The organism is Pseudomonas sp. CH61 (genome assembly GCF_059429415.1).
In genome coordinates, this window is record NZ_CM182098.1 from 3,408,821 (window position 1) to 3,430,595 (window position 21,775).

Sequence of the window (21,775 nt, forward strand, 5' to 3'; positions counted from 1 at the left end):
GGCCGCCACGACCCAACGCAAAAAAAAAGCCCCGACCTATACAGGCCGGGGCTTTCACATGACAGCTCAATCAACCATCAAAACCGCTTGATCTCAGCCTGAGCTTCCAACTGCTTGCGATACGCCGCAAAGTCCTGCTGCCCCTCACGCGAAGCAAGGAAACGACGGTACTGAACCTTCTCTTCATCCGTCGGCGCAGCCGCTTCGTTAACGCCGTTCAGACGCACGATCATCAAACTACCGTCCGGCAGGGTCACACTGGTGAACGTCGGCTTGTCCTTCGCAGCCGGCTTCGGCATACGGAACAACGCTTGCAGCACCGCCGGATCAACACCTTCCTGACCACGAGTGGCCGCTTCGGTAGCTTTCCAGTTCTGCCCGTCAACCGCCTTGTCCAGAGGAGCCTTGCCATCACGCAGATCAGCAATCAGCTTCTCAGCCTTGGTCTTGGCAGCCGCACTCGCGTGCTCTTTGGTCAACTGAGTGCGGATCGCCGCATTCACGCTTTCCAATGGCAGTTGCGCAGGCTTCAGGTGCTCCTTGGAGCGCAGCACGATCACGGTTTCCGGATCCAGCTCGATGGCGGTGCTGTTGGCACCTTCGTCGATCACTTCGGTGCTGAACGCAGCGGTCACTACGGCACGGTTGGCCGCAACACCTTCGCCACCTTCACGGCCGAACGGCTTGGAGGTGTGCACGGTCAGTTTCAGATCCGCCGCTGGCTGAGCCAGGTCAGACGCTTCGAACGCCGAGTCTTCCAGTTGCTTGGTCGCCTCGACAAAACGCTGCTCGACCTGCGCGGCTTTCAGCTCGCGGGTCAGCTTGTCTTTCAGGCTGGCCAGGGTCGGCACTTCAGGCGCTTCGACCCCCAACAGCTTGATCAGGTGGTAACCGAAGTCGGTACGAATTGGCTCGGACACCTGGTCTTTAGACAAGGAGTACAAGGCTTTTTCGAACGCCGGGTCGTAAACACCAGGACCTGCGTAACCAAGGTCACCGCCATTGTTGGCCGAACCCGGATCCTGCGAGAACTCTTTGGCCAGCGCTTCGAACTTCTCGCCCTTGGCCAGACGCGCCTGGACTTCGTCGATCTTCGCCTTGGCCTGAGCTTCAGTGGTCTTGTCGTTCACTTCGATCAGAATGTGCGCGGCACGACGCTGTTCCGACAGGTTGGCGATCTCTTTCTGATAAGCCGCCTGCAGGTCTTCGTCCTTGACGGCGACCTGATCGAAGAACGACGACTTCTTCAGTTCTACGTAATCGATGATCACTTGATCCGGAGTCATGAACTCCTTGGCGTGCTCGTCGTAGTAAGCCTTGACCTCGTCGTCGGTCAGCTTGACCGCCGCCGGATCAGCCTTGACGTTCAGGGTGGCGAAATCGCGGGTCTGTTTTTCCAGACGGGCAAATGCCAGCACTTCAGCGTCGGTGACGAAACCGCTGCCCGCCACACCGGCGCGCAGTTGGCCGATCAGCATTTCCTGAGCCAGCATCTGGCGGAATTGCATACGGCTGTAACCCAGTTGACGGATTACCTGATCGAAACGCTCGGAGCTGAACTTGCCGTCCACCTGGAATTCAGGTGTCTGCAGGATCACTTGGTCCAGTGCGCCTTCGGAGAAAGCGAATTTCGCTTGTTCGGCGCCTTGCAGTAGCAGCTTGCGATCGATCAGCCCCTTTAGGGCCGATTCGCGGAGCATTTTTTCGTCGAGCAAGGAAGCATCGAAATCCTTGCCCAGCTGTTGCATCAGCTGACGGCGTTGCATATCAACGGCCTGGCTCAGCTCGTTCTGGCTGATTTCATCACCATTGACCTTGGCCGCCTCATTCTTGTGAGTCGTGGCCTGGAAAATGGCGTCGAAACCGGTCAGAGCCATCAGTGCAACGATGACCCCGATAATGGTCTTGGCAATCCAGCCTTGTGAATTGTCCCTGATATTCTGCAGCATGCGTCCCCCAGAAACGGTTGAACTTCAAAATTAGGCAACCGTGGAGCGTGGGTAGAATCCGGATAGAAGAAAGGCGCATCCGAGGATGCGCCTTCTCGTAACTGGCGGAGCGGACAGGGCTCGAACCCTCGATCCCGGCGTTACAGGCAACTGTTTCAGTGACCTGCTCTACCGCTCCGCTGCCAAGTCAGGCATGACCCCGACCCGGATGGGTAAAAACCTGAAAACTTAGTTAACAGCTTCTTTCAGTGCTTTACCGGCTTTGAAACCTGGCTTCTTGGCAGCCGGGATTTCCAGAGTCTTGCCGGTCTGAGGGTTACGACCGGTACGAGCCGGACGATCCGTCACGGAGAAAGTACCGAAACCAACCAGAACAACGGAGTCGCCAGCCTTCAGAGCGCCAGTGACGGATTCGATTACAGCGTCCAGCGCACGGCCAGCAGCAGCTTTCGGGATATCAGCGGATGCAGCGATAGCATCAATCAGTTCCGACTTGTTCACTCTAAGTCCCCTTATATCTATTTTGAGATGATTCTAAGTTTTTTGGTGAAAGCAAAAACGAGTGCTGAATGGCCTACAGACACTTAAGAGCCGCTTTATAACAAGGGCTCTAAAAAACTGTCAAGGAAGCCCCCCAGGCAAAAGCGTATTAATGCGTGCTAATTCTTTCCTTAGAGTCAGACTCACGTTTTTCGTCCTTGGCAACTATCTCCGGAGCCACATCCGGCAAGGGCTCCGGCGCGTATTGCAGCGCAATTTGCAGGACCTCGTCAATCCATTTAACCGGTTTAATCTGCAGATCCTGCTTGATATTGTCAGGAATCTCCTTCAGATCACGCACGTTCTCTTCCGGAATAATCACGATCTTGATTCCGCCGCGGTGAGCCGCCAGCAGTTTTTCCTTCAAACCACCAATCGCCAGCACCTGACCACGCAAGGTAATTTCACCGGTCATGGCGACATCGGCACGCACCGGAATGCCGGTCAATGCCGACACCAGCGCCGTGCACATGCCTACACCAGCGCTAGGGCCGTCCTTCGGGGTCGCCCCTTCCGGCATGTGAATGTGCGTGTCACGCTTCTCGTGGAAGTCCAGAGGAATGCCCAGGCTCTTGGCACGGCTGCGCACCACAGTCAGCGCGGCAGTGATCGATTCGACCATTACATCGCCCAGCGAACCGGTCTTGATCAATTGGCCTTTGCCCGGCACAACCGCGGCTTCGATAGTCAGCAACTCGCCGCCCACCTGTGTCCAGGCAAGGCCGGTCACCTGACCGATCTGATCCTGCTGCTCGGCCAGACCGTAACGGAACTTGCGCACACCGAGGAAGTGCTCGAGCAGATCAGCTGTCACTTTCACCGAGAAGCGTTTTTCCAGCGCGTGCTCTTTCACGGCCTTGCGGCAGACCTTGGCGATCTGACGTTCGAGGCCACGCACACCGGCTTCACGGGTGTAGTAACGGATGATGTCGCGGATCGCTTCTGCATCGAATTCCAGCTCGCCCTTTTTCAGACCGTTAGCGGCGATCTGCTTTGGCGAGAGGTATTTGACGGCGATGTTGATCTTCTCGTCTTCGGTGTAACCCGGCAGACGGATCACTTCCATCCGGTCGAGCAGCGCCGGCGGAATGTTCATCGAGTTCGAGGTGCACAGGAACATCACATCGGAAAGGTCGTAATCGACTTCCAGATAGTGGTCGTTGAAGTTGTGGTTCTGCTCTGGATCGAGCACTTCCAGCAACGCCGACGCCGGATCGCCACGCATATCGCTGCCCATTTTGTCGATTTCATCGAGCAGGAACAGCGGGTTGCGCACGCCCACCTTTGTCATCTTTTGAATCAATCTTCCCGGCATCGAACCGATGTAAGTCCGACGGTGACCACGAATTTCCGCTTCATCACGCACGCCACCGAGGGCCATACGCACGAATTTGCGGTTGGTGGCGTGGGCAATCGACTCCGCCAGCGAGGTTTTACCCACACCCGGAGGACCGACCAGGCACAACACCGGGCCACGAATTTTCTTCACACGTTTTTGCACGGCGAGGTATTCAAGGATGCGTTCCTTGACCTCTTCGAGACCGTAGTGATCGGCATCGAGAATGTCTTCTGCGCGCGCCAGGTCCAGGCGTACCTTGCTCTGCGCCTTCCACGGCACCTGCACCAGCCAGTCGATGTACGAGCGCACCACGGTGGCCTCAGCGGACATCGGCGACATTTGCTTGAGCTTGTTCAGCTCGGCAGTGGCTTTCGCCAACGCGTCTTTCGGTAGGCCGGCAGCGTCGATACGCTTTTTCAGGTCTTCGATTTCGTTGTGGCCTTCGTCGCTGTCGCCGAGCTCTTTCTGAATGGCCTTCATCTGCTCATTCAGGTAGTACTCGCGCTGACTGCGCTCCATTTGCTTTTTGACACGGCCACGAATGCGTTTTTCGACTTGCAGCAGGTCGATCTCGGCATCCAGCAACGCCAGAACGTGCTCGACCCGGGCTGACAAATCGATGATTTCGAGGATTTCCTGCTTCTGCTCGATTTTCAGCGCCATGTGCGCCGCCATGGTGTCGACCAGACGACCCGGCTCATCGATGCTGTTGAGCGACGACAGGACTTCAGCCGGGACCTTCTTGCCCAACTGTACGTATTGTTCGAACTGCGACAGCAGCGTGCGCACGAACACTTCGGATTCGCGCTCGGCAGCGTCAACCTCTTCGATCAGCGAGACTTCGGCACGGCAGTGGCCGTCGACTTCGCTGAAGCGCTCGACGGTGCCGCGCTGCTCACCCTCGACCAACACTTTTACGGTGCCGTCAGGCAGCTTGAGCAGCTGTAGAACAGTGGCGATGGTACCTACGCGATAGAGAGCGTCTTCACCGGGATCGTCGTCAGCCGGGTTTCTCTGGGCCAGCAGGAGGATCTGCTTGTCGCCCGTCATCGCGGCCTCGAGGGCTTCGATGGATTTCTCGCGCCCCACGAACAGCGGGATAACCATGTGCGGATAAACCACGACATCACGCAATGGCAGGAGAGGCAATTCGATGGTTGTCTTCATGATTTCGCCTCTACGGCGGCCATATGGCCGTAATCAGATGGAATTGAGCTTGAAACCAAGATGGGGGCTGCCTTGAAAAAAAACAAGCGCTAAGCGGATGTAAAAAATGACATAAAAAAAAAGAGGCCCGAAGGCCCCTTCTTTATTCCAGCAGACTGGACACTTACGCGTCCGGTGCTGCCTTGGCGGTCGGCTCACTGTTTTCGTAGATATACAGTGGCTTGGACTTGCCTTCGATCACGCTTTCATCGATCACGACTTTGCTCACCTCGGACTGCGAGGGGATTTCATACATCGTGTCGAGCAGTACACCTTCGAGAATCGAGCGCAGGCCACGGGCACCGGTTTTACGTTCCAGTGCACGTTTGGCGACCGATTTCAGCGCGTCTGTACGGAACTCCAGATCCACGCCTTCCATCTCGAACAGCTTGGCATACTGTTTGGTCAGAGCATTTTTCGGCTCGGTGAGGATCTGCATCAGCGCAGCCTCATCCAGCTCGTCCAGCGTCGCGAGGACCGGCAGACGACCGACGAATTCCGGGATCAGACCGAACTTGACCAGATCGTCAGGCTCGACTTCACGCAGGGACTCACCAACTTTCTTGCCTTCTTCCTTGCTGCGCACTTCTGCGTTGAAACCGATGCCGCCCTTGGTGGAACGGTTTTGAATAACCTTTTCCAGACCGGAGAACGCACCACCGCAGATGAACAGGATGTTACGGGTGTCGACCTGCAGGAATTCCTGCTGCGGGTGCTTGCGACCACCTTGCGGCGGTACGGAAGCGACCGTGCCTTCGATCAACTTCAGCAAGGCCTGTTGCACGCCTTCACCGGAAACGTCCCGGGTGATCGACGGATTGTCGGACTTGCGGGAAATCTTGTCGATTTCATCGATGTAGACAATACCCATCTGGGCTTTCTCTACGTCGTAATCGCACTTCTGCAGCAGCTTCTGAATGATGTTCTCGACATCTTCACCCACGTAACCCGCCTCGGTGAGGGTGGTTGCGTCGGCAATGGTGAACGGAACGTTCAGCAAGCGGGCCAGTGTTTCGGCCAGCAGGGTTTTACCGGAGCCTGTCGGGCCGATCAGCAGGATGTTGCTCTTGCCGAGTTCGACGTCGTCAGCCTTTTTGTCACGCTGGTTCAGGCGTTTGTAGTGGTTGTACACCGCTACGGCCAAAACCTTTTTCGCACGCTCCTGACCAATGACGTACTGGTCAAGGATGCCGCTGATTTCTTTAGGCGAAGGCAATTTATGCGCGCTGCTTTCGGCCTGGGCTTCCTGCACCTCCTCACGGATGATGTCATTGCACAGGTCGACGCACTCGTCGCAGATGAAGACCGAGGGGCCGGCAATCAATTTGCGCACTTCATGCTGGCTTTTGCCACAGAAGGAGCAATAGAGCAGCTTGCCGTTGTCCTCGCCGTTGCGGGTGTCAGTCATTCGTTCGATCCAAATCCGATAGGCTTGCAACACAAGATGAAGGCTATTGCGGGCTTTTTCAAGCCCGCCGCTGATCAGACAAGCCGACCAAGCCTATTTTGAGCTGCTTATTTTAAGCTGGGCGCTGGTTGATCACTTCGTCGATCAGACCATATTCCTTCGCAGCTTCTGCACTCATGAAGTTGTCGCGATTGGTATCGCGCTCGATTTCTTCCAGAGTACGCCCGCTGTGTTTGGCCATCAGCGTGTTCAGACGCTCGCGAATGAAGAGGATTTCCTTGGCGTGGATTTCGATGTCCGACGCCTGGCCCTGGAAACCGCCCAGTGGCTGGTGAATCATCACGCGCGAGTTCGGCAGGCAGAAACGCTTGCCCGGGGCACCTGCGGTCAGCAGGAATGCACCCATGCTGCAGGCCTGGCCGATGCAGGTGGTCGACACGTTCGGCTTGATGAACTGCATGGTGTCGTAGATCGACATGCCTGCTGTCACCGAACCGCCCGGGGAGTTGATGTAGAGATGGATGTCCTTGTCCGGGTTTTCCGCTTCAAGGAACAGCAGTTGCGCGCAGATCAGGTTGGCCATGTAGTCCTCTACCGGACCAACCAGAAAGATCACTCGCTCCTTGAGCAGGCGCGAATAGATGTCATAGGCGCGTTCGCCACGAGCAGATTGCTCGACAACCATCGGGACCAGGCCGCCGGCGGCCTGGATATCAGAGTTCTGCTGAATATAAGAATTACGGAACATGCTCTGCAGTCGCTCCCAAATAGTTATGTCTTGAATACGCATAAGCCAGCTCGAGAGCTGGCTTATGGTGTGTACTTCTTAACGCAAAATCAATCAGTCGGCTGTTGGAGCTTCTACCGGCTTGACTGCTTCTTCGTAAGAGACCGCTTTGTCGGTCACACTAGCTTTCTGCAGAACAGTATCCACAACTTGTTCTTCCAGCACAACCGAACGCACTTCGTTCAGCTGCTGCTCGTTTTTGTAGTACCACGACACAACCTGCTCAGGCTCTTGGTAAGCCGAGGCCATTTCCTGAATCATTTCGCGAACGCGAGCTTCGTCAGGCTTCAGGTCGAACTGCTTGACCACTTCAGCAACGATCAGACCCAGCACAACGCGGCGCTTGGCTTGCTCTTCGAACAGCTCGGCCGGCAGTTGATCAGGCTTGATGTTGCCGCCGAACTGCTGAACAGCCTGCACGCGCAGACGGTCAACTTCGTTGGACAGCAGCGCCTTCGGCACTTCGATCGGGTTGGTGGCCAGCAGACCGTCCATTACCTGATTCTTGACCTTGGATTTGATCGCCTGACGCAGTTCGCGCTCCATGTTCTTGCGAACTTCGGTGCGGAAACCGTCGATGCCGCTTTCCTTGATGCCGAATTGAGCGAAGAACTCTTCGTTCAGCTCTGGCAGCTTAGGCTCGGAAACAGTGTTGACAGTCACGGTGAACTCGGCGGTTTTGCCAGCCAGGTCGAGGTTCTGATAGTCCTCTGGGAAGGTCAGGTTCAGAACGCGCTCTTCACCGGCTTTAGCCCCAACCAGGCCTTCTTCGAAGCCCGGAATCATGCGGCCGGAACCCAGCACCAGCTGAGTGCCTTTGGCGGAGCCGCCAGCGAACACTTCGCCGTCAACCTTGCCAACGAAATCGATGTTCAGTTGGTCTTCGTTCTGGGCAGCGCGATCGGCCACTTCAAAACGGGTGTTCTGCTTGCGCAGGATGTCGAGCATTTTGTCCAGGTCAGCGTCAGCCACGTCAGCGCTCAGACGCTCAACGGTGATGCCGTCGAAGTCGGCAACGGTGAACTCCGGGAACACTTCGAACACAGCAACGTATTCCAGATCCTTGCCAGCTTCGAGCGACTTAGGCTCGATCGAAGGCGAACCAGCCGGGTTCAGCTTCTGCTCAACCACAGCTTCGTAGAAGGAGGACTGGATCACGTCGCCTACAGCTTCCTGACGAGCATCAGCACCGAAACGGCGCTTGATTTCGCTCATTGGCACTTTGCCTGGACGGAAGCCAGCAATCTTGGCCTTTTGGGCGGTCTGCTGCAGACGCTTGTTGACCTGAGTCTCGATGCGCTCAGCCGGCACGGTGACGCTCATGCGGCGCTCGAGAGCAGTAGTATTTTCAACAGAAACTTGCATGGATATTCCTCGTTGCACAGACGTTAGCCGGCCGTTTCCGACCCCAGAATCAAGGGCATGCATTCTAGTGGGTCAAACTCAAGAAGTCACCCTACTGAAAACGGGTAAAAAAACAGCAGGCATTTTATCGGGACCGCTACACCAATGCAGCGCGCCCCACAGGCGAATACAACCAATCACGCCAGGGCTCTGCGCCAACCGCTTCTATATATAGAAGAGACTGCCAATCACTCCCTGACGGCCGTTCTTGCAAGCAAGCCCGGCGAGCAGCGCAGCATCATCGAGCAACATAAATACGACGAAGCGCCCTACTCCTGCGTCCGGAAACCGGCCATGCCGGTTTTCAAAACCGCAAAACAAAAAAGGCGCCAGACTGTTAAATCTGGCGCCTTTCGAAATATGGGGTGGACGATGGGGATCGAACCCACGACAACGGGAGTCACAATCCCGTGCTCTACCAACTGAGCTACGCCCACCATATTGCGTAACAAAAAAGCCAAACAACTTCTTTGTTGAAACTTCAACAGCCCGAAGACATGAATGAAGCTTTAATTGGTGCGGATGAAGAGACTCGAACTCTTACGCCTCGCGGCGCTGGAACCTAAATCCAGTGTGTCTACCAATTCCACCACATCCGCGGATGAAGCTTTTTAAAGCAAAGGCGCCAGACTGTTACATCCGGCGCCTTTCGAAATATGGGGTGGACGATGGGGATCGAACCCACGACAACGGGAGTCACAATCCCGTGCTCTACCAACTGAGCTACGCCCACCATATCGCGTTACTTGTGCCAAAGCTGCCTAATGGCGCACCCGGCAGGACTCGAACCTGCGACCATCCGCTTAGAAGGCGGATGCTCTATCCAGCTGAGCTACGGGCGCCTTATTAATCTGTACTCTTAAAGGACTACAAACTAAGTGCTTTCCAGTGTCGCAGAACCTTGATTCCGCTTCACCTTCTTAACCAGTGCTAGGCTGTGCCCGACAAGTGCGACGAATAGTATAGAGCGCTCCAAAGGTCGTCAAATCCTTTTTGAAAAAAATTCATTTAATTAAAGGAGTTAGAGGAATTTGCTGACCAAGCGCCTTTGCCCTCACCGCTCGACATGCGAGAATGCGTTCTCATTTTTTCCCCTCTCGATGGTTAATCACGCGCAATGACTGCACAACTAATCGACGGCAAATCGATCGCCGCCAGCCTGCGCCAGCAGATCGCCCAACGAGTTGCCGAGCGTCGCCAGCAAGGCCTGCGCACTCCCGGCCTCGCGGTGATCCTGGTCGGCAGCGATCCTGCCTCTCAGGTTTATGTCTCGCACAAGCGTAAAGACTGTGAAGAGGTTGGCTTCCTCTCTCAAGCCTACGACCTGCCCTCCGACACCACGCAAGACGCATTGACCGATCTGATCGATCGCCTCAACGACGACCCTGCAATCGACGGCATCCTGCTTCAGTTACCGCTGCCCGAGCACCTGGACGCCTCCAAACTGCTGGAGCGCATCCGCCCGGACAAAGACGTCGACGGTTTCCACCCTTATAACGTCGGCCGTCTGGCCCAACGCATTCCGCTGCTGCGCCCATGCACGCCTAAAGGCATCATGACGCTGCTGGAAAGCACCGGCGCTGACCTTTATGGCATGGACGCAGTGGTAGTCGGCGCCTCCAACATCGTCGGTCGCCCGATGGCGATGGAACTGTTGCTGGCCGGTTGCACCGTCACCGTGACACACCGCTTCACCAAGGATCTGGCCGGCCATGTCGGCCGTGCCGATCTGGTGGTAGTGGCCGCCGGCAAGCCGGGCCTGGTCAAAGGCGAGTGGATCAAGGAAGGCGCGATCGTGATCGACGTCGGCATCAACCGTCAGGACGACGGCAAACTGGTCGGTGACGTTGTTTACGAAACCGCCCTGCCCCGCGCTGGCTGGATCACTCCGGTGCCGGGTGGCGTCGGTCCGATGACCCGCGCCTGCCTGCTGGAAAACACGCTTTACGCAGCAGAAACCCTGCACGCCTGATCGGTACTTTCAGCAATAAGAGAAACCCGCCTTGTGCGGGTTTTTTCATGCCTGAGAAAAAACTGTAACCGTTCGCCGGAAACCCCTCTTTTTACAGGCCTTTTCACGAGTTTTTCAGGTCGTTCAAACAACCATCGACAGATCTTCAGCCATACTCCTAGAATGCGACGCTTTGAAGAAATAACCCGTTACAAACTAACGGAATATCCAACCTTTTTGAGTTCGCCCGCGTGAAAATTCGTCTTTCGATTCTGAGCCTGTTTTTTGCAGTTTCAGGCACTTTCATCACGCCAATGATCAACGCTGCGGAAACCACCGCTGCCCCACGTGACGCTTCGACCCTGAAGATCGCCTCCGGCAGTGCCCTGCTCATGGATATGCAGACCAACAAAGTCATCTACTCCAGCAACCCAGACGTGATCGTGCCGATTGCCTCTGTCAGCAAGTTGATGACCGGTTTGGTAGTGGTTGAAGCCCGGCAAAACATGGACGAATGGATCAATGTCGATATCAGCAACACGCCGGAAATGAGGGGTGTGTTCTCCCGAGTCAAACTCAAGAGTGAACTGCCGCGTCGCGAGATGTTGCTGATCGCCTTGATGTCGTCGGAGAACCGCGCGGCCGCCAGCCTCGCGCACCACTATCCGGGTGGCTACGCCGCCTTTATCGCGGCGATGAACGCCAAGGCCAAGGCACTGGGCATGACCAACACGCACTATGTCGAGCCAACTGGCTTGTCCGAGCGCAACGTTTCCACTGCACGCGATCTGAGCAAGTTGCTGGTCGCCGCGAGCAAGTACCCGATCCTCAGCGAACTCACGACCACCAAGGAAAAGACCGTGTCGTTCCGCAAACCCAATTACACCCTGGGTTTCCGCAACACCGATCACTTGGTCAACAAAGCCGACTGGGACATCAAGATCACCAAGACCGGCTTCACCAACCCCGCCGGTCACTGCCTGGTACTGGTGACGAAGATGGGCAACCGCCCGGTCGCGCTGGTGATCCTCGACGCGTTCGGCAAGTACACCCATTTTGCCGATGCCAGCCGTATTCGCAGTTGGGTAGAAACCGGGCGCAGCGCCAGCGTTCCGGCGGTGGCTCAGCAGTACAAGGCCGAGAAAAACCTCAAGAATCGCCAGAGCGGCGTAGTCGAAGCGTCCAAGTAAGGCACCGCACAAGAAAAAGCCCCGAATCCCCGGGGCTTTTTTTCATCTGCTGCCTCAGTCATTGGGCAACGGCATCTGATCATCATCAGGAATGCCATCCCCCGCACTCGGATCCCGCGAAGGTTCCGGTGTCATGACATTGGGTCGGGCCATCGGATCGCGCATCGGGCTGTCCGGGTCCAGCACCGGATCAATATCCGGCTCTGGCGTAGTAGGCACACTGTCCGGTTTTTGGTCATCGAAGCTTGAATCGGTACTCATACGCACCTCGCATCAAGGTTTCAGATTGGCTAGCGGGTCATACGGCTTGGCCGGTTGCTTGTCGTCCTCGCCGGGCTTCACGTCTTTGGGGGCTTTCGCAGGGCCGACGGGATCGACTTGCGGATCATCAAGATCCGGCGAATCCGGATCAAAGCCCAGATCATGACCCGAAGAGTGCTCGGAGGAATGTGGGCCTTTCGGGGATTGGGGATCTGTCATGTTCGCCTCCTGATTCACCCGCAAACGACGGGCTATAAAGGTAAGAGGCGTGCCGGGCGCAGTCGTGCCCGGCAAATGACGAACGGAGACTCAGTGGGCGGCCAGCGCTTTCTTCGCCTGCGCCGCTTCGTTTTCCTGACCGGCCTGAGCCAGTTCATCAGCTGCTTTTAGCCAGCGTTGCCGGTCGACGGCAGCAGGAATCTGCGACGGCTTCTGAATCAGCACGGCCCAGCCACCAGACTTTTCCAGCGCCGATTCAAAGGAACTGAAACTCATCAATTCGCGGCGGTTCATGCCGGCGCGCAGCAGTACCTTCTGTTTGTTGCGGTCATAACCGGACAGGATCGCGTAACGCGGCTCGGCCCAGAATGCCGAGCCCTCGCTGAAGCGCACCATCACCGGATAACCCGCCGCAACTTGGGTCAACAGCGCTGGCAGGTTGCTGTCCAGCGGATAAACCACCATGCCGTACTCACGGGCAAGGTTCTGCAGGTTCTGCTGCAATTTGTCTTCGGCACCCGGCAAGTGCAGGGGTTTTTCCAGCAAGCCCGGGGTGATCACGATGCCCTGCTGCGATAACAGGCTGGCCAGCACTTGCGGCCCGCTCTGATTGGCTTCGCCGCGATAGAACGTGCCGCTGAGTTCGACCCGCTCCGGCAGACGCTTGACCTCGGGCGCGACACTGCCTGCACACCCGGCCAACATGGCCGCGCACCCGGCCACCAGCAGCGCCGCACGAATTCGAGAAAATACCTGCACCATCATCACTCTCTGTTCAGACGCCGGTCATCGTGTTCCGGCAACGCTTGCGATCATAGGGCCGCGCCAGTCTGCGGTATAGCCTTAAGCGGCAGACACATCGCTTGCATAGAGCAAACTGATTGGTCGTCACCGACCTTTGGTCAATAGTCTGCAACACCTCATTGTCTAGACTGTCACTGAAACAGAGCGAATTGAAAAAAGTGTGCGCCCGATGCAGGGCGAAGAGGAGGCACTGATGAGCCTGACCATGACGATTGTGATGTTGATTGCCGGATGGCTGGCCGTGGCGGCTGCCATGCTGTGGGGTGTACTGCGGATTTCGCGGCGCCATCATCACCATTCGGTTCAGCCTGCTGCACTCGAAAAAACGCCGAAACAAAGTCCTCGCCATGCCACTGCGCACTGAGGCTTAACGTCAAAATCGAAAAGCCCCTACCCTAGCCCTCTCCCCGAGGGAGAGGGGACTGACCGAGTTGTTTTTTCGAGTTACGCCGACCTGAAGGACCGGACTGAACACAAATTTGAAAACCACACAGATCGGCTCCCTCTCCCTCGGGAGAGGGCTGGGGTGAGGGGCTGGCCTTACAGAACATAGAAAACCTGAAATAAAAAAAGGCCGCCTGAACTGAGTTCAAGCGGCCTTTTTGGCTTACTGGCGGTTACACCTGCTCAGCCAGCTTCTTCTGCTTCGCCCGACGCGACATCATGTTCAGCACTTCAATCGAAGCCGAGAACGCCATCGCCGCATACACATAACCTTTCGGTACGTGGGCGCCGAAGCCTTCAGCGATCAAGGTCATACCGATCATGATCAGGAAGCCCAGCGCCAGCATCACCACCGTCGGGTTGTCGTTGATGAACTTGGCCAGCGGTTCAGCAGCAAACAACATCACCAGCACCGACACCACCACCGCGATGATCATGATCGGCAAGTGTTCGGTCATGCCGACGGCAGTAATGATGCTGTCGATCGAGAACACCATGTCGAGCATCAGGATCTGGCCGATGGCAGCGGCAAAACCCAAGGTGACCGTCGAGGTCGCCGACTTCGGATCTTCCGGTGCCGGGTCCATGCTGTGATGGATCTCGGTCGTGGCCTTCCAGACCAGGAACAGACCGCCGGCAATCAGGATCATGTCCTTCCAGGAGAACGCCTGGCCCAGAATCTCGATCACCGGCGCAGTCAGCTGCACGATGAAAGCGATGGTGCTCAACAGTGCCAGACGCAGGATCAACGCCATGCCGATACCGATGCGGCGCGCTTTCTGCTGGTATTGCTTGGGCAACTTGTTGGTCAGGATCGAGATAAAGATCAGGTTATCGATGCCGAGCACGATTTCCATCACCACCAATGTGGCCAAAGCAACCCAAGCGGTGGGGCTGGCGGCGAGCTGTAACAGATATTCCATGGGTCAGTCCTGACTCTGTGTAAGACGAATTAGATGGTCTTGGAGGAAGATTCGGATTGTTCCGCATCTTTTTCCGGTGTTTCTTTTTTCTCGATCAACCCGCCGGTGGCATCGCTGAGCGCCTGCTCGGCAGCTTTATGCGTGTCGTCAATCGCTTGCTTGGCGCTTTCGGCGGCTTTGCCCATCAGTTGCTGGGCGCTTTTCTCGGCCTGATCGCAACCGGCCAGAAGCAGTAAAGACGTAAACATCAATGCTGGGATGGTGTATTTCATAAGGTTTCCTTCGAATGAACAGACAGGCTCACAGACCGGCCGTCGATGGCTGGGCATTCTAGGGAGATGAACACTTCAGGAAAATTCGTATTTTTAGCGGCTATACTTCGGTTTTCACGAACTGTAGACCGTCATGCTCAATTACCGACAACTGCATTACTTCTGGGTCGTAGCAAAGACCGGCAGCATCGTGCGCGCCTGCGAGCAACTGAACCTGACCCCACAAACCATCAGCGGGCAGATTTCCCTGCTCGAACAGACGTATGGCATCGAGTTATTCAGACGCGTCGGACGGCAACTCGAATTGACCGAAGCCGGGCGACAAGCCCTGCCCTACGCCGAGCAGATGTTTCAACTGGGCGGTGAACTGGAGTTGATGCTGCGCGCCCAGCCCAACGAACAGCAGATTCTGTTCCGCGTTGGCGTGGCAGACGTGGTGCCGAAATCCATCGTTTATCGCCTGATTGCGCCGACGATGGAGCTCAACGAGCCGCTGCGCATCACCTGCCGCGAAGACAAACTGGAACGGTTGCTCGCCGATCTGGCCATCCAGCGTCTGGATCTGGTGATCTCCGACAGCCCGATGCCCTCGCATCTCGATATCAAGGGCTACAGCCAGAAACTCGGAGAATGTGGGATCAGTTTCTTTGCCACCGCTGAACTGGCAGCCAGATACGGTCAGGATTTCCCGCGCAGTCTGCACGGTGCACCGCTGTTGATACCCGGCGCGGAAACCGTGGTGCGCAGCCGCTTGCAGCGCTGGTTTGCCGAGCAGCAGATCCAGCCGCAAATCGTCGGCGAGTTTGATGACAGTGCGTTGATGCAGGCCTTCGGCCAATCCGGCAGCGGGATTTTTATTGGCCCGAGCGTGATTGCCGATGAAGTGAAGCGCCAGTACGGCGTCGAGTTGATTGGCCAGACCGACGCGGTGACCGAGTCGTTCTACGCCATTTCGGTGGAGCGCAAGGTCAAGCACCCCGGCATCGTTGCGATTACCGAAGGTGCCCGACGCGAGCTGTTTACCGCGTTATGAGGCCTCGGCGCAGATTTCGCGCGGCTTGAGCGTCATCAGCACCATGGCGAGGAACACCGAGAGCAAAATGAACCCAGCGGCGGTAAAGCCGAGGAAACCCAGACCCGCGCTGTCGATGACCCGACCACCGACGATGGCGCCCAGGCCGATGCCGAGATTGGCCCCGGCGATGTTCAACGAGGCGGCAAAGGCCGGCGCTTCCGGCGCGGCTTTCATCAGGCGCACATGGCTGACCAGGAACAACGCGGCCTGAGTCACGCCCCAGATCCCCATCGCCACTGCGAGCCCCAGCGGCGAATGAATGTTCGGCACCAGCGAGACCATGCCGGCAATCATGAATGCACAGAACAACACCGACGCCCCCAGCGGATGCCGGTCTACCGCACGACCACCCAGCGAGTTGCCGATCAGCCCGACCGCGCCGAAGGCCATCAGGCACCAACCGACCACGGTGCCGTTGAAACCGGCGAGGCGCTCAAGAATGTCGGCCAGATAGGTGTAAGCGGTAAACATGCCGCTGAACACCAGAATCGACAGCACGATATGGCCGATCATCAACGGGCTGCGCAGGATCTTGAACTGCGAGCGGAAGCTGACCTGATGCTGGTGCAGACTGGTTTTCGGCAGGTAAACAAATAGCAGCAAGGCTTTGGCAAAAGCGATGACCGCCAGAATGCCAAAGGCACTGCGCCAGCCGAAAGCGTCAGAAATCAGCGTGCCGACCGGGATGCCAAACACCGTGGCGCAAACGATGCCGAAACCAATCTTGGCAATCGCGCGACCGGCGAAATCCGGGCCGACGATGTCCACGGCCGTCTCACTGGCCAAGGCCCAGAACACCGGCAGACCGAGCGCCGGGATCAACCGGGCAATCGCCATCACCCAGATGTTCGGCGCCAGCGCCGCCACGGTATTGGCCAGACCAAACATGATCAGGATGCTGATAAACAGCTTGCGCCGCTCGAAGCGGGCGAAGTAGGCGGTCAGGAAAGGCCCGAACATCGCTACGGTGAAAGCGAACAGCGTCACCAGCAACCCGGCCTGCGGGATGGTGACTTCAAGGTCTCGGGCAATCGCCGGCAACAGGCCGACGATGACGAATTCCGTGGTCAGCACCGTGAACCCGGCGGCAGACAACAGAAGAATGGGCAACAGCATGCGCAACTCCAGCAAAACGACGACACCAGCGTTGACCCGGAGGCCCGCTGGCAGAGTTTGAAAATAAGGATGCGCAATCTTAACAGAGTGTGTCCGGGCTGACTTGCACAAACCTGTCGACTTTGTTGCCAGATCCGGTGGTAGATCGTCACAGGCCTGAAGGATAAGGCCTACGCTGTGATAAAGTCCGCGCCCTGAAAAACGTACAGCCTATTCAGCGGCCTGTTTAATGGCGTTGATGTCGCGTCAACACTTTCGGTGCATGACGGTGGTCTGCCCCCGTTTTGCCATCGCTATCACGCAACCCTGCACCCTATAAAAAATCAGAGATGCCGCTATGACTGCTTCATCCCCTTCTCTATTGCAACGCCTGAAGAACCTGAGCCTGGTCGCACAGATCCTCATCGGCCTGATCGCCGGTATTGCCTTGGCGATGTTTGCCCCGGACGTGGCAAAAGACACCGCGTTCATCGGCAAAGTGTTCGTGTCGGCGTTGAAAGCCGTCGCGCCGATTCTGGTGTTCGTGCTGGTGATGGCTTCGATTGCCAACCATAAACACGGCCAGGAAACCCACATCCGCCCGATTCTGTTCCTCTATCTGCTGGGCACCTTCGCCGCAGCGGTGGTGGCCGTCATCGCCAGCATGGCGTTTCCGTCGCACTTGGTGCTCGCCACCGAGAACGTTGCGGTCACTGCGCCGGGCGGCATTGGTGAGGTCTTGCAAAGTTTGCTGCTGAGCGTGGTCGATAATCCAGTGAAGGCGCTGATCGAAGCCAACTTCATTGGCATTCTGGCCTGGGCAATCGGCATGGGCGTCGCGATTCGCCATGCCGGTGACACTACCCGCGAAGTGCTCGGTGATCTGTCCAACGGCGTGACCCTGATCGTGCGTGTGGTGATTCGCTTTGCACCGCTGGGCATTTTCGGTCTGGTAGCGTCGACGCTGGCGACTTCGGGCTTCGGCGCGCTGATCGGTTATGCGCACCTGCTGGCCGTGCTGCTCGGCTGCATGTTGTTCGTGGCGCTGGTGATGAACCCGCTGATCGTATTCTGGAAGCTGCGTCGCAACCCGTACCCGCTGACCCTCAAGTGCCTGCGTGAAAGCGGTATCACCGCGTTTTTCACCCGCAGTTCGGCAGCGAACATTCCGGTCAACCTGGAATTGAGCAAGCGTCTGGGTCTGCATGAAGACACCTATTCGGTGTCGATCCCGCTGGGCGCGACCATCAACATGGCCGGTGCGGCGATCACTATTACCGTGTTGACCCTGGCGGCCGTGCATACATTGGGTATTGCCGTGGACATTCCGACGGCGATTCTGCTCAGCGTTGTCGCCGCCATTTGCGCGTGTGGCGCGTCGGGTGTGGCGGGTGGATCGCTATTGCTGATTCCGTTGGCTTGCAGCTTGTTCGGCATTCCGAGCGAGATTGCCATGCAGGTGGTGGCGGTCGGTTTCATTATTGGCGTGTTGCAGGATTCGGCGGAGACCGCGCTGAACTCGTCGACTGACGTGCTGTTTACCGCTGCGGCGTGTTTGGGTGAGGAAGCGAAAGCCCAACGTACCGCGTAACCGCCTTACCCTGTGGGAGCGAGCCTGCTCGCGAAGGGGGCGGGTCAATCGACATTGATGTCGCCTGACACACTGCATTCGCGAGCAGGCTCGCTCCCACAATGAAAAACGAAAAGCCCGCCATGGTGTGAACCTTGGCGGGCTTTTTTGTGGCTGAGATCTTTTCCCCTCACCCCAACCCTCTCCCCCAAGGGGGCGAGGGGGAAAAGGGGCAGACCGAGTGCTGTTCAAAATCTGAGTTCGACTTGATGTTTCAGGTCGGCGTATCTCGAACAAACAACCCGATCAGTCCCCTCTCCCTCCGGGAGAGGGCTAGGCGGGCGGCGTTCCGATGAGGGGCTTTTGACTTTTTAGAACGCGCCCATGTAATCACGCTTGCCCACTTCAACACCGTTATGACGCAGCAACGCATAAGTGGTGGTGACGTGGAAGAAGAACTGCGGCAAACCATAAGTCAGCAGGTAAGCCTGACCGCTGAAGCGCTTCTCTTTCGGCGTGCCCGGACGGGTGACGATTTCGATGCCTTCCTTGCCATCGATCTGCTCTGGCTTGATCTCGCCAATGTAGGCCAGCACCTTGGCGATCAGGGCTTGCAGCTCGGCGAAGGTGGTTTCGGTATCGTCGTACTTCGGCACTTCGACTTCAGCCAGGCGCGAAGAAACACCTTTGGCGAAGTCCACGGCGATCTGCACCTGACGGGTCAGCGGGAACATGTCCGGGTACAGACGGGCCTGCAGGAACGCGTTCGGGTCGATGTTTTTCTCGGTGGCGTGGGCTTCAGCCTTTTTCAGCACATCGCTCAAAGCGTTGAGCATTTGTTGAAAAACCGGGACGGATGCGGCGTACAGGGAAATGGTCATGGCAGTCTCGTGTAGTGGCTGGGTGGAACAAGGAGGCGATTATAGCCATGCTTGATGACCACACGGCTTGCCTTTTGTTTGGCAAGGATTAGGCTAGGCGCCTTCGACTGCAGAGGGAACGCGCGATGACCACAGAACCAGAATCCACCTTCGACGAGCCACGGCTCAACGCCACGGAAATCCGCATCCTCGGCTCGTTGATCGAGAAACAGGCGACCAGCCCGGAAACCTATCCGTTGACGCTCAATGCGTTGGTCACGGCATGCAATCAGAAAACCAGCCGCGAACCGGTGATGAACCTGACTCCGGGTCAGGTCGGCCAGAGCCTGCGCGCACTGGAAGGTCGCGGTTTCGCCAAACTGGTGATGGGCAGTCGCGCCGACCGCTGGGAGCACAAGGTCGACAAGGCGCTGGAGCTGGTGCCGGCGCAAGTGATTCTGAGCGGATTGATGTTTCTGCGCGGCCCGCAAACCGTCAATGAACTGCTGACCCGCAGTGGCCGCATGCATGAATTTGAAGATAACGAGCAAGTGGTGCATCAGCTTGAGCGGTTGATTGCGCGCGGGCTGGCGGTGTTGATTCCGCGTCAGGCCGGGCAGCGTGAAGATCGTTACACCCATGCGCTGGGGGATCCGGCGGATATCGAGGTCATCCTGGCGGCGCGGCAGAATCCATCGGATCGCGGCGCAAGCAGTGGCGTCTCGATCGAGCGCATCGAAGAGCTCGAAGCGCGAATCGCCGCGCTGGAAGAACGCCTGGCCCGCCTCGAATAACCGCACAAAACCAATCTAGGAGTGAGCCTGCTCGCGATAGCGGTGTGTCAGTCAAATATGATGTGACTGACACACCGCTATCGCGAGCAGGCTCACTCCTACAAGGGATCTATGTTTTACTCGCCATCCCAGTAGTCAACGCCATCCGCCTGCCGTGCCACCGCCACAAAACCTGAGGCATTGCCCTCAGCATCCACCTGAAAACTATCCATCACCGCATATTTGTTCGAATCCGGGTACTCGCAGATTTCCGGCTGTTGCTGCGTACTCACCGCCAGATAACGCAGTTCGCCCGAGCTGGTATTGATGATCTGATGCGCCTTCTCCGGCCCACCCGGCGGACAGGCGATCACATCACCTTCGCGAATCGGAAAACGCTCGGCGCCGAGACGCACCTCGCCCTCCCCGGCCACCACGTAGAACATTTCTTCGTTGACCCGATGGCTGTGAAGCGGGCTGCCGCGCATGCCCGGCGGCAAGGCGTACAGGCGATAGCCGAGTTTTTGCGAACCCAGTTGCTGACCGACGCGGGCCATGCGCTGCTGATAGCGGCCGGCGGTTTCGCCTTCCGGGGCCAGTGCTTCGGGCAGGGGTTCGAGTTCGACCTGATGCAGATTGAGGATGGGCGGATGCATGGGGGCCTCGGTCACGGTTTTTGTGGTGGGCAAGTCTGGGCTTGCTGGGGAGGCAGTATAGGCAAGGTTCTGATCTGAATCCGTTGTGAGGCCATCGCGAGCAGGCTCACTCCTACAGGGTGAACGCATTCCAAATGTAGGAGTGAGCCTGCTCGCGATGGGGCCGGTAAGGCTCTTACACAATTCGCTGATCAGCTCCGGGCAAACGCCACCGCCGCCGCAAACTGTTCTTCAGTCGGGCGCACACCGGTGTACAACACAAACTGCTCCAGCGCCTGAATCGCAATCACCTCAAGCCCGGTGATCACCTTTTTACCCTCGGCGCGGCCATGCACGATCAACGGCGTCTCCGACGGAATCGCCACTACATCAAACACCGTATCCGCCGCTTTGATCACTTCTGCCTCAAACGCCAACTGCCCCGCCTCCGGCCCACCGTCCATGCCCACCGGCGTCACATTGATCAGCATCTGCGGACGCTCATCACCCAGCTCAGCCTGCCAGCGATAATCCAGCGAATCCGCCAGCGCACGCCCGGCGCGCTCGTTACGGGCGACGATCAAACCGTTTTTATAACCGCCATCGCGCAAGGCGCTGGCCACGGCTTTGGCCATGCCGCCGCTGCCACGCAGGGCGAAGGTCGACTCCTTGGGCACCGCGTGGGTTTTCAGCAACTGCTCGATGGCAATGTAATCGGTGTTGTAAGCCTTGAGATGGCCGTCGGTGTTGACGATGGTGTTGATCGACTGGATCGCCGCCGCCGACGCGTCCAGCTCATCGACCAGCGCAATGCACGCTTCCTTGAACGGCATCGATACGCCGCAACCACGGATGCCCAAGGCGCGAATGCCGCCGACTGCGCCGGTCAGGTCTTTACTGCTGAATGCCTTGTAGTAGAAATTCAGGCCCAACTGCTCATACAAATGGTTATGAAAACGCAGACCGAAGTTGCCTGGACGCCCTGACAGGGACATGCACAGCTGGGTGTCTTTGTTCGGGTTCATCTGCATGAAACTTCTCCTTCAAACGCACTTTCGGATAGACGGGAT

21 protein-coding genes and 4 tRNA genes are annotated in these 21,775 nt (G+C 57.3%); 6 read left to right on the forward strand and 19 right to left on the reverse strand.

From position 1 onward, the window contains the following. Positions 1-77: 77 nt before the first annotated feature. From AC5SEM_RS15180 to AC5SEM_RS15225, 10 genes are all read right to left on the reverse strand, one after another. Positions 78-1,949, reverse strand: a complete 1,872-nt coding sequence (locus AC5SEM_RS15180) for a SurA N-terminal domain-containing protein (RefSeq protein ID WP_116030197.1) — start codon at positions 1,947-1,949, stop codon at positions 78-80. A 228-nt stretch (positions 1,950-2,177) separates the two neighbouring features. Continuing rightward, the gene (locus AC5SEM_RS15185) at positions 2,178-2,450 is read right to left on the reverse strand and encodes an HU family DNA-binding protein (RefSeq protein WP_003183171.1); all 273 of its coding nucleotides are present in this window, start codon (positions 2,448-2,450) and stop codon (positions 2,178-2,180) included. 148 nt (positions 2,451-2,598) lie between these two features. Beyond that, on the reverse strand, positions 2,599-4,995 hold the full coding sequence (gene lon, locus AC5SEM_RS15190; protein WP_007917325.1) for an endopeptidase La: 2,397 nt from the start codon (positions 4,993-4,995) through the stop codon (positions 2,599-2,601). Between the two features lie 163 nt (positions 4,996-5,158). Beyond that, positions 5,159-6,442, reverse strand: a complete 1,284-nt coding sequence (clpX, locus tag AC5SEM_RS15195) for an ATP-dependent Clp protease ATP-binding subunit ClpX (RefSeq protein WP_003223632.1) — start codon at positions 6,440-6,442, stop codon at positions 5,159-5,161. Positions 6,443-6,554: 112 nt separating this feature from the next. Further along, positions 6,555-7,190 (reverse strand): ATP-dependent Clp endopeptidase proteolytic subunit ClpP, encoded by a 636-nt coding sequence (gene clpP, locus AC5SEM_RS15200; RefSeq protein WP_007951559.1) that lies wholly within the window; start codon positions 7,188-7,190, stop codon positions 6,555-6,557. 93 nt (positions 7,191-7,283) lie between these two features. After that, a complete protein-coding gene (tig, locus tag AC5SEM_RS15205) occupies positions 7,284-8,594 on the reverse strand; it encodes a trigger factor (RefSeq protein WP_495470697.1) in 1,311 nt (436 codons plus the stop codon). Between the two features lie 400 nt (positions 8,595-8,994). Further along, positions 8,995-9,070 (reverse strand) — tRNA-His (locus AC5SEM_RS15210). A 77-nt stretch (positions 9,071-9,147) separates the two neighbouring features. Beyond that, a tRNA-Leu gene (locus tag AC5SEM_RS15215) sits at positions 9,148-9,232 on the reverse strand. A gap of 58 nt (positions 9,233-9,290) precedes the next feature. Next, positions 9,291-9,366: transfer RNA gene (locus tag AC5SEM_RS15220), tRNA-His, on the reverse strand. Positions 9,367-9,398: 32 nt separating this feature from the next. Then, positions 9,399-9,475: transfer RNA gene (locus tag AC5SEM_RS15225), tRNA-Arg, on the reverse strand. 275 nt (positions 9,476-9,750) lie between these two features. On the opposite strand from AC5SEM_RS15225, the gene folD reads away from it, so the two are divergent. Together folD and pbpG are read left to right on the forward strand one after the other, a co-directional pair. Next, a complete protein-coding gene (folD, locus tag AC5SEM_RS15230) occupies positions 9,751-10,605 on the forward strand; it encodes a bifunctional methylenetetrahydrofolate dehydrogenase/methenyltetrahydrofolate cyclohydrolase FolD (RefSeq protein ID WP_038362797.1) in 855 nt (284 codons plus the stop codon). 230 nt (positions 10,606-10,835) lie between these two features. Then, the gene (gene pbpG, locus AC5SEM_RS15235; protein ID WP_137219632.1) at positions 10,836-11,774 is read left to right on the forward strand and encodes a D-alanyl-D-alanine endopeptidase; all 939 of its coding nucleotides are present in this window, start codon (positions 10,836-10,838) and stop codon (positions 11,772-11,774) included. 54 nt (positions 11,775-11,828) lie between these two features. Here pbpG and AC5SEM_RS15240 read toward each other — a convergent pair whose 3' ends face one another. The 3 genes from AC5SEM_RS15240 to AC5SEM_RS15250 form a co-directional block, all read right to left on the reverse strand. After that, complete coding sequence (locus tag AC5SEM_RS15240) at positions 11,829-12,035, reverse strand: hypothetical protein (RefSeq protein WP_495470698.1); 207 nt, start codon at positions 12,033-12,035, stop codon at positions 11,829-11,831. 12 nt (positions 12,036-12,047) lie between these two features. Beyond that, entirely contained in the window at positions 12,048-12,254 is a 207-nt protein-coding gene (locus AC5SEM_RS15245; protein WP_077573693.1) for a DUF6021 family protein, read from the reverse strand. Between the two features lie 90 nt (positions 12,255-12,344). After that, on the reverse strand, positions 12,345-13,016 hold the full coding sequence (locus AC5SEM_RS15250; protein WP_495470699.1) for a peptidase C39 family protein: 672 nt from the start codon (positions 13,014-13,016) through the stop codon (positions 12,345-12,347). Between the two features lie 235 nt (positions 13,017-13,251). On the opposite strand from AC5SEM_RS15250, the gene AC5SEM_RS15255 reads away from it, so the two are divergent. Beyond that, the gene (locus AC5SEM_RS15255) at positions 13,252-13,422 is read left to right on the forward strand and encodes a hypothetical protein (protein WP_495470700.1); all 171 of its coding nucleotides are present in this window, start codon (positions 13,252-13,254) and stop codon (positions 13,420-13,422) included. Between the two features lie 253 nt (positions 13,423-13,675). On the opposite strand, the gene AC5SEM_RS15260 is transcribed toward AC5SEM_RS15255, so the two are convergent. Together AC5SEM_RS15260 and AC5SEM_RS15265 are read right to left on the reverse strand one after the other, a co-directional pair. Continuing rightward, positions 13,676-14,425 (reverse strand): TerC family protein, encoded by a 750-nt coding sequence (locus tag AC5SEM_RS15260; protein WP_016986876.1) that lies wholly within the window; start codon positions 14,423-14,425, stop codon positions 13,676-13,678. A gap of 29 nt (positions 14,426-14,454) precedes the next feature. Continuing rightward, positions 14,455-14,697, reverse strand: coding sequence for a hypothetical protein (locus AC5SEM_RS15265; RefSeq protein ID WP_122597351.1), 243 nt, complete (start codon positions 14,695-14,697; stop codon positions 14,455-14,457). 133 nt (positions 14,698-14,830) lie between these two features. Between AC5SEM_RS15265 and nhaR the strand changes: the two genes are divergently transcribed. Continuing rightward, the gene (nhaR, locus tag AC5SEM_RS15270; protein WP_016986874.1) at positions 14,831-15,730 is read left to right on the forward strand and encodes a transcriptional activator NhaR; all 900 of its coding nucleotides are present in this window, start codon (positions 14,831-14,833) and stop codon (positions 15,728-15,730) included. Here the strand turns inward: nhaR and AC5SEM_RS15275 are convergent. Beyond that, on the reverse strand, positions 15,725-16,888 hold the full coding sequence (locus AC5SEM_RS15275) for an MFS transporter (protein ID WP_077573698.1): 1,164 nt from the start codon (positions 16,886-16,888) through the stop codon (positions 15,725-15,727). The two genes, nhaR and AC5SEM_RS15275, sit on opposite strands and share 6 nt — an antisense overlap. Before the next feature lie 337 nt (positions 16,889-17,225). On the opposite strand from AC5SEM_RS15275, the gene sstT reads away from it, so the two are divergent. After that, on the forward strand, positions 17,226-18,458 hold the full coding sequence (sstT, locus tag AC5SEM_RS15280) for a serine/threonine transporter SstT (protein WP_495470701.1): 1,233 nt from the start codon (positions 17,226-17,228) through the stop codon (positions 18,456-18,458). Positions 18,459-18,808: 350 nt separating this feature from the next. On the opposite strand, the gene AC5SEM_RS15285 is transcribed toward sstT, so the two are convergent. Beyond that, positions 18,809-19,318, reverse strand: coding sequence for a DUF1993 domain-containing protein (locus AC5SEM_RS15285; protein WP_034154670.1), 510 nt, complete (start codon positions 19,316-19,318; stop codon positions 18,809-18,811). 125 nt (positions 19,319-19,443) lie between these two features. Here AC5SEM_RS15285 and AC5SEM_RS15290 point away from each other — a divergent pair, with 125 nt between their 5' ends. Further along, on the forward strand, positions 19,444-20,091 hold the full coding sequence (locus tag AC5SEM_RS15290; protein ID WP_495470702.1) for a YceH family protein: 648 nt from the start codon (positions 19,444-19,446) through the stop codon (positions 20,089-20,091). A gap of 116 nt (positions 20,092-20,207) precedes the next feature. Here AC5SEM_RS15290 and AC5SEM_RS15295 read toward each other — a convergent pair whose 3' ends face one another. Together AC5SEM_RS15295 and AC5SEM_RS15300 are read right to left on the reverse strand one after the other, a co-directional pair. Then, positions 20,208-20,726, reverse strand: a complete 519-nt coding sequence (locus tag AC5SEM_RS15295; protein WP_495470703.1) for a cupin domain-containing protein — start codon at positions 20,724-20,726, stop codon at positions 20,208-20,210. Positions 20,727-20,917: 191 nt separating this feature from the next. Next, complete coding sequence (locus AC5SEM_RS15300; protein WP_495470704.1) at positions 20,918-21,736, reverse strand: shikimate 5-dehydrogenase; 819 nt, start codon at positions 21,734-21,736, stop codon at positions 20,918-20,920. Between the last annotated feature and the right edge of the window lie 39 nt (positions 21,737-21,775).

Bases quoted from the DNA above. Each gene is read 5' to 3' on its own strand.
- AC5SEM_RS15245 (WP_077573693.1), bottom strand. From the start codon at position 12,254: ATGACAGATCCCCAATCCCCGAAAGGCCCACATTCCTCCGAGCACTCT.
- AC5SEM_RS15250 (WP_495470699.1), bottom strand. From the start codon at position 13,016: ATGGTGCAGGTATTTTCTCGAATTCGTGCGGCGCTGCTGGTGGCCGGG.
- AC5SEM_RS15295 (WP_495470703.1), bottom strand. From the start codon at position 20,726: ATGCATCCGCCCATCCTCAATCTGCATCAGGTCGAACTCGAACCCCTG.
- clpX (WP_003223632.1), bottom strand. From the start codon at position 6,442: ATGACTGACACCCGCAACGGCGAGGACAACGGCAAGCTGCTCTATTGC.
- folD (WP_038362797.1), top strand. From the start codon at position 9,751: ATGACTGCACAACTAATCGACGGCAAATCGATCGCCGCCAGCCTGCGC.
- AC5SEM_RS15275 (WP_077573698.1), bottom strand. From the start codon at position 16,888: ATGCTGTTGCCCATTCTTCTGTTGTCTGCCGCCGGGTTCACGGTGCTG.
- AC5SEM_RS15260 (WP_016986876.1), bottom strand. From the start codon at position 14,425: ATGGAATATCTGTTACAGCTCGCCGCCAGCCCCACCGCTTGGGTTGCT.
- tig (WP_495470697.1), bottom strand. From the start codon at position 8,594: ATGCAAGTTTCTGTTGAAAATACTACTGCTCTCGAGCGCCGCATGAGC.
- AC5SEM_RS15180 (WP_116030197.1), bottom strand. From the start codon at position 1,949: ATGCTGCAGAATATCAGGGACAATTCACAAGGCTGGATTGCCAAGACC.
- AC5SEM_RS15265 (WP_122597351.1), bottom strand. From the start codon at position 14,697: ATGAAATACACCATCCCAGCATTGATGTTTACGTCTTTACTGCTTCTG.
- AC5SEM_RS15285 (WP_034154670.1), bottom strand. From the start codon at position 19,318: ATGACCATTTCCCTGTACGCCGCATCCGTCCCGGTTTTTCAACAAATG.
- AC5SEM_RS15290 (WP_495470702.1), top strand. From the start codon at position 19,444: ATGACCACAGAACCAGAATCCACCTTCGACGAGCCACGGCTCAACGCC.
- clpP (WP_007951559.1), bottom strand. From the start codon at position 7,190: ATGTTCCGTAATTCTTATATTCAGCAGAACTCTGATATCCAGGCCGCC.
- sstT (WP_495470701.1), top strand. From the start codon at position 17,226: ATGACTGCTTCATCCCCTTCTCTATTGCAACGCCTGAAGAACCTGAGC.
- AC5SEM_RS15300 (WP_495470704.1), bottom strand. From the start codon at position 21,736: ATGCAGATGAACCCGAACAAAGACACCCAGCTGTGCATGTCCCTGTCA.
- AC5SEM_RS15240 (WP_495470698.1), bottom strand. From the start codon at position 12,035: ATGAGTACCGATTCAAGCTTCGATGACCAAAAACCGGACAGTGTGCCT.
- nhaR (WP_016986874.1), top strand. From the start codon at position 14,831: ATGCTCAATTACCGACAACTGCATTACTTCTGGGTCGTAGCAAAGACC.
- AC5SEM_RS15255 (WP_495470700.1), top strand. From the start codon at position 13,252: ATGAGCCTGACCATGACGATTGTGATGTTGATTGCCGGATGGCTGGCC.
- lon (WP_007917325.1), bottom strand. From the start codon at position 4,995: ATGAAGACAACCATCGAATTGCCTCTCCTGCCATTGCGTGATGTCGTG.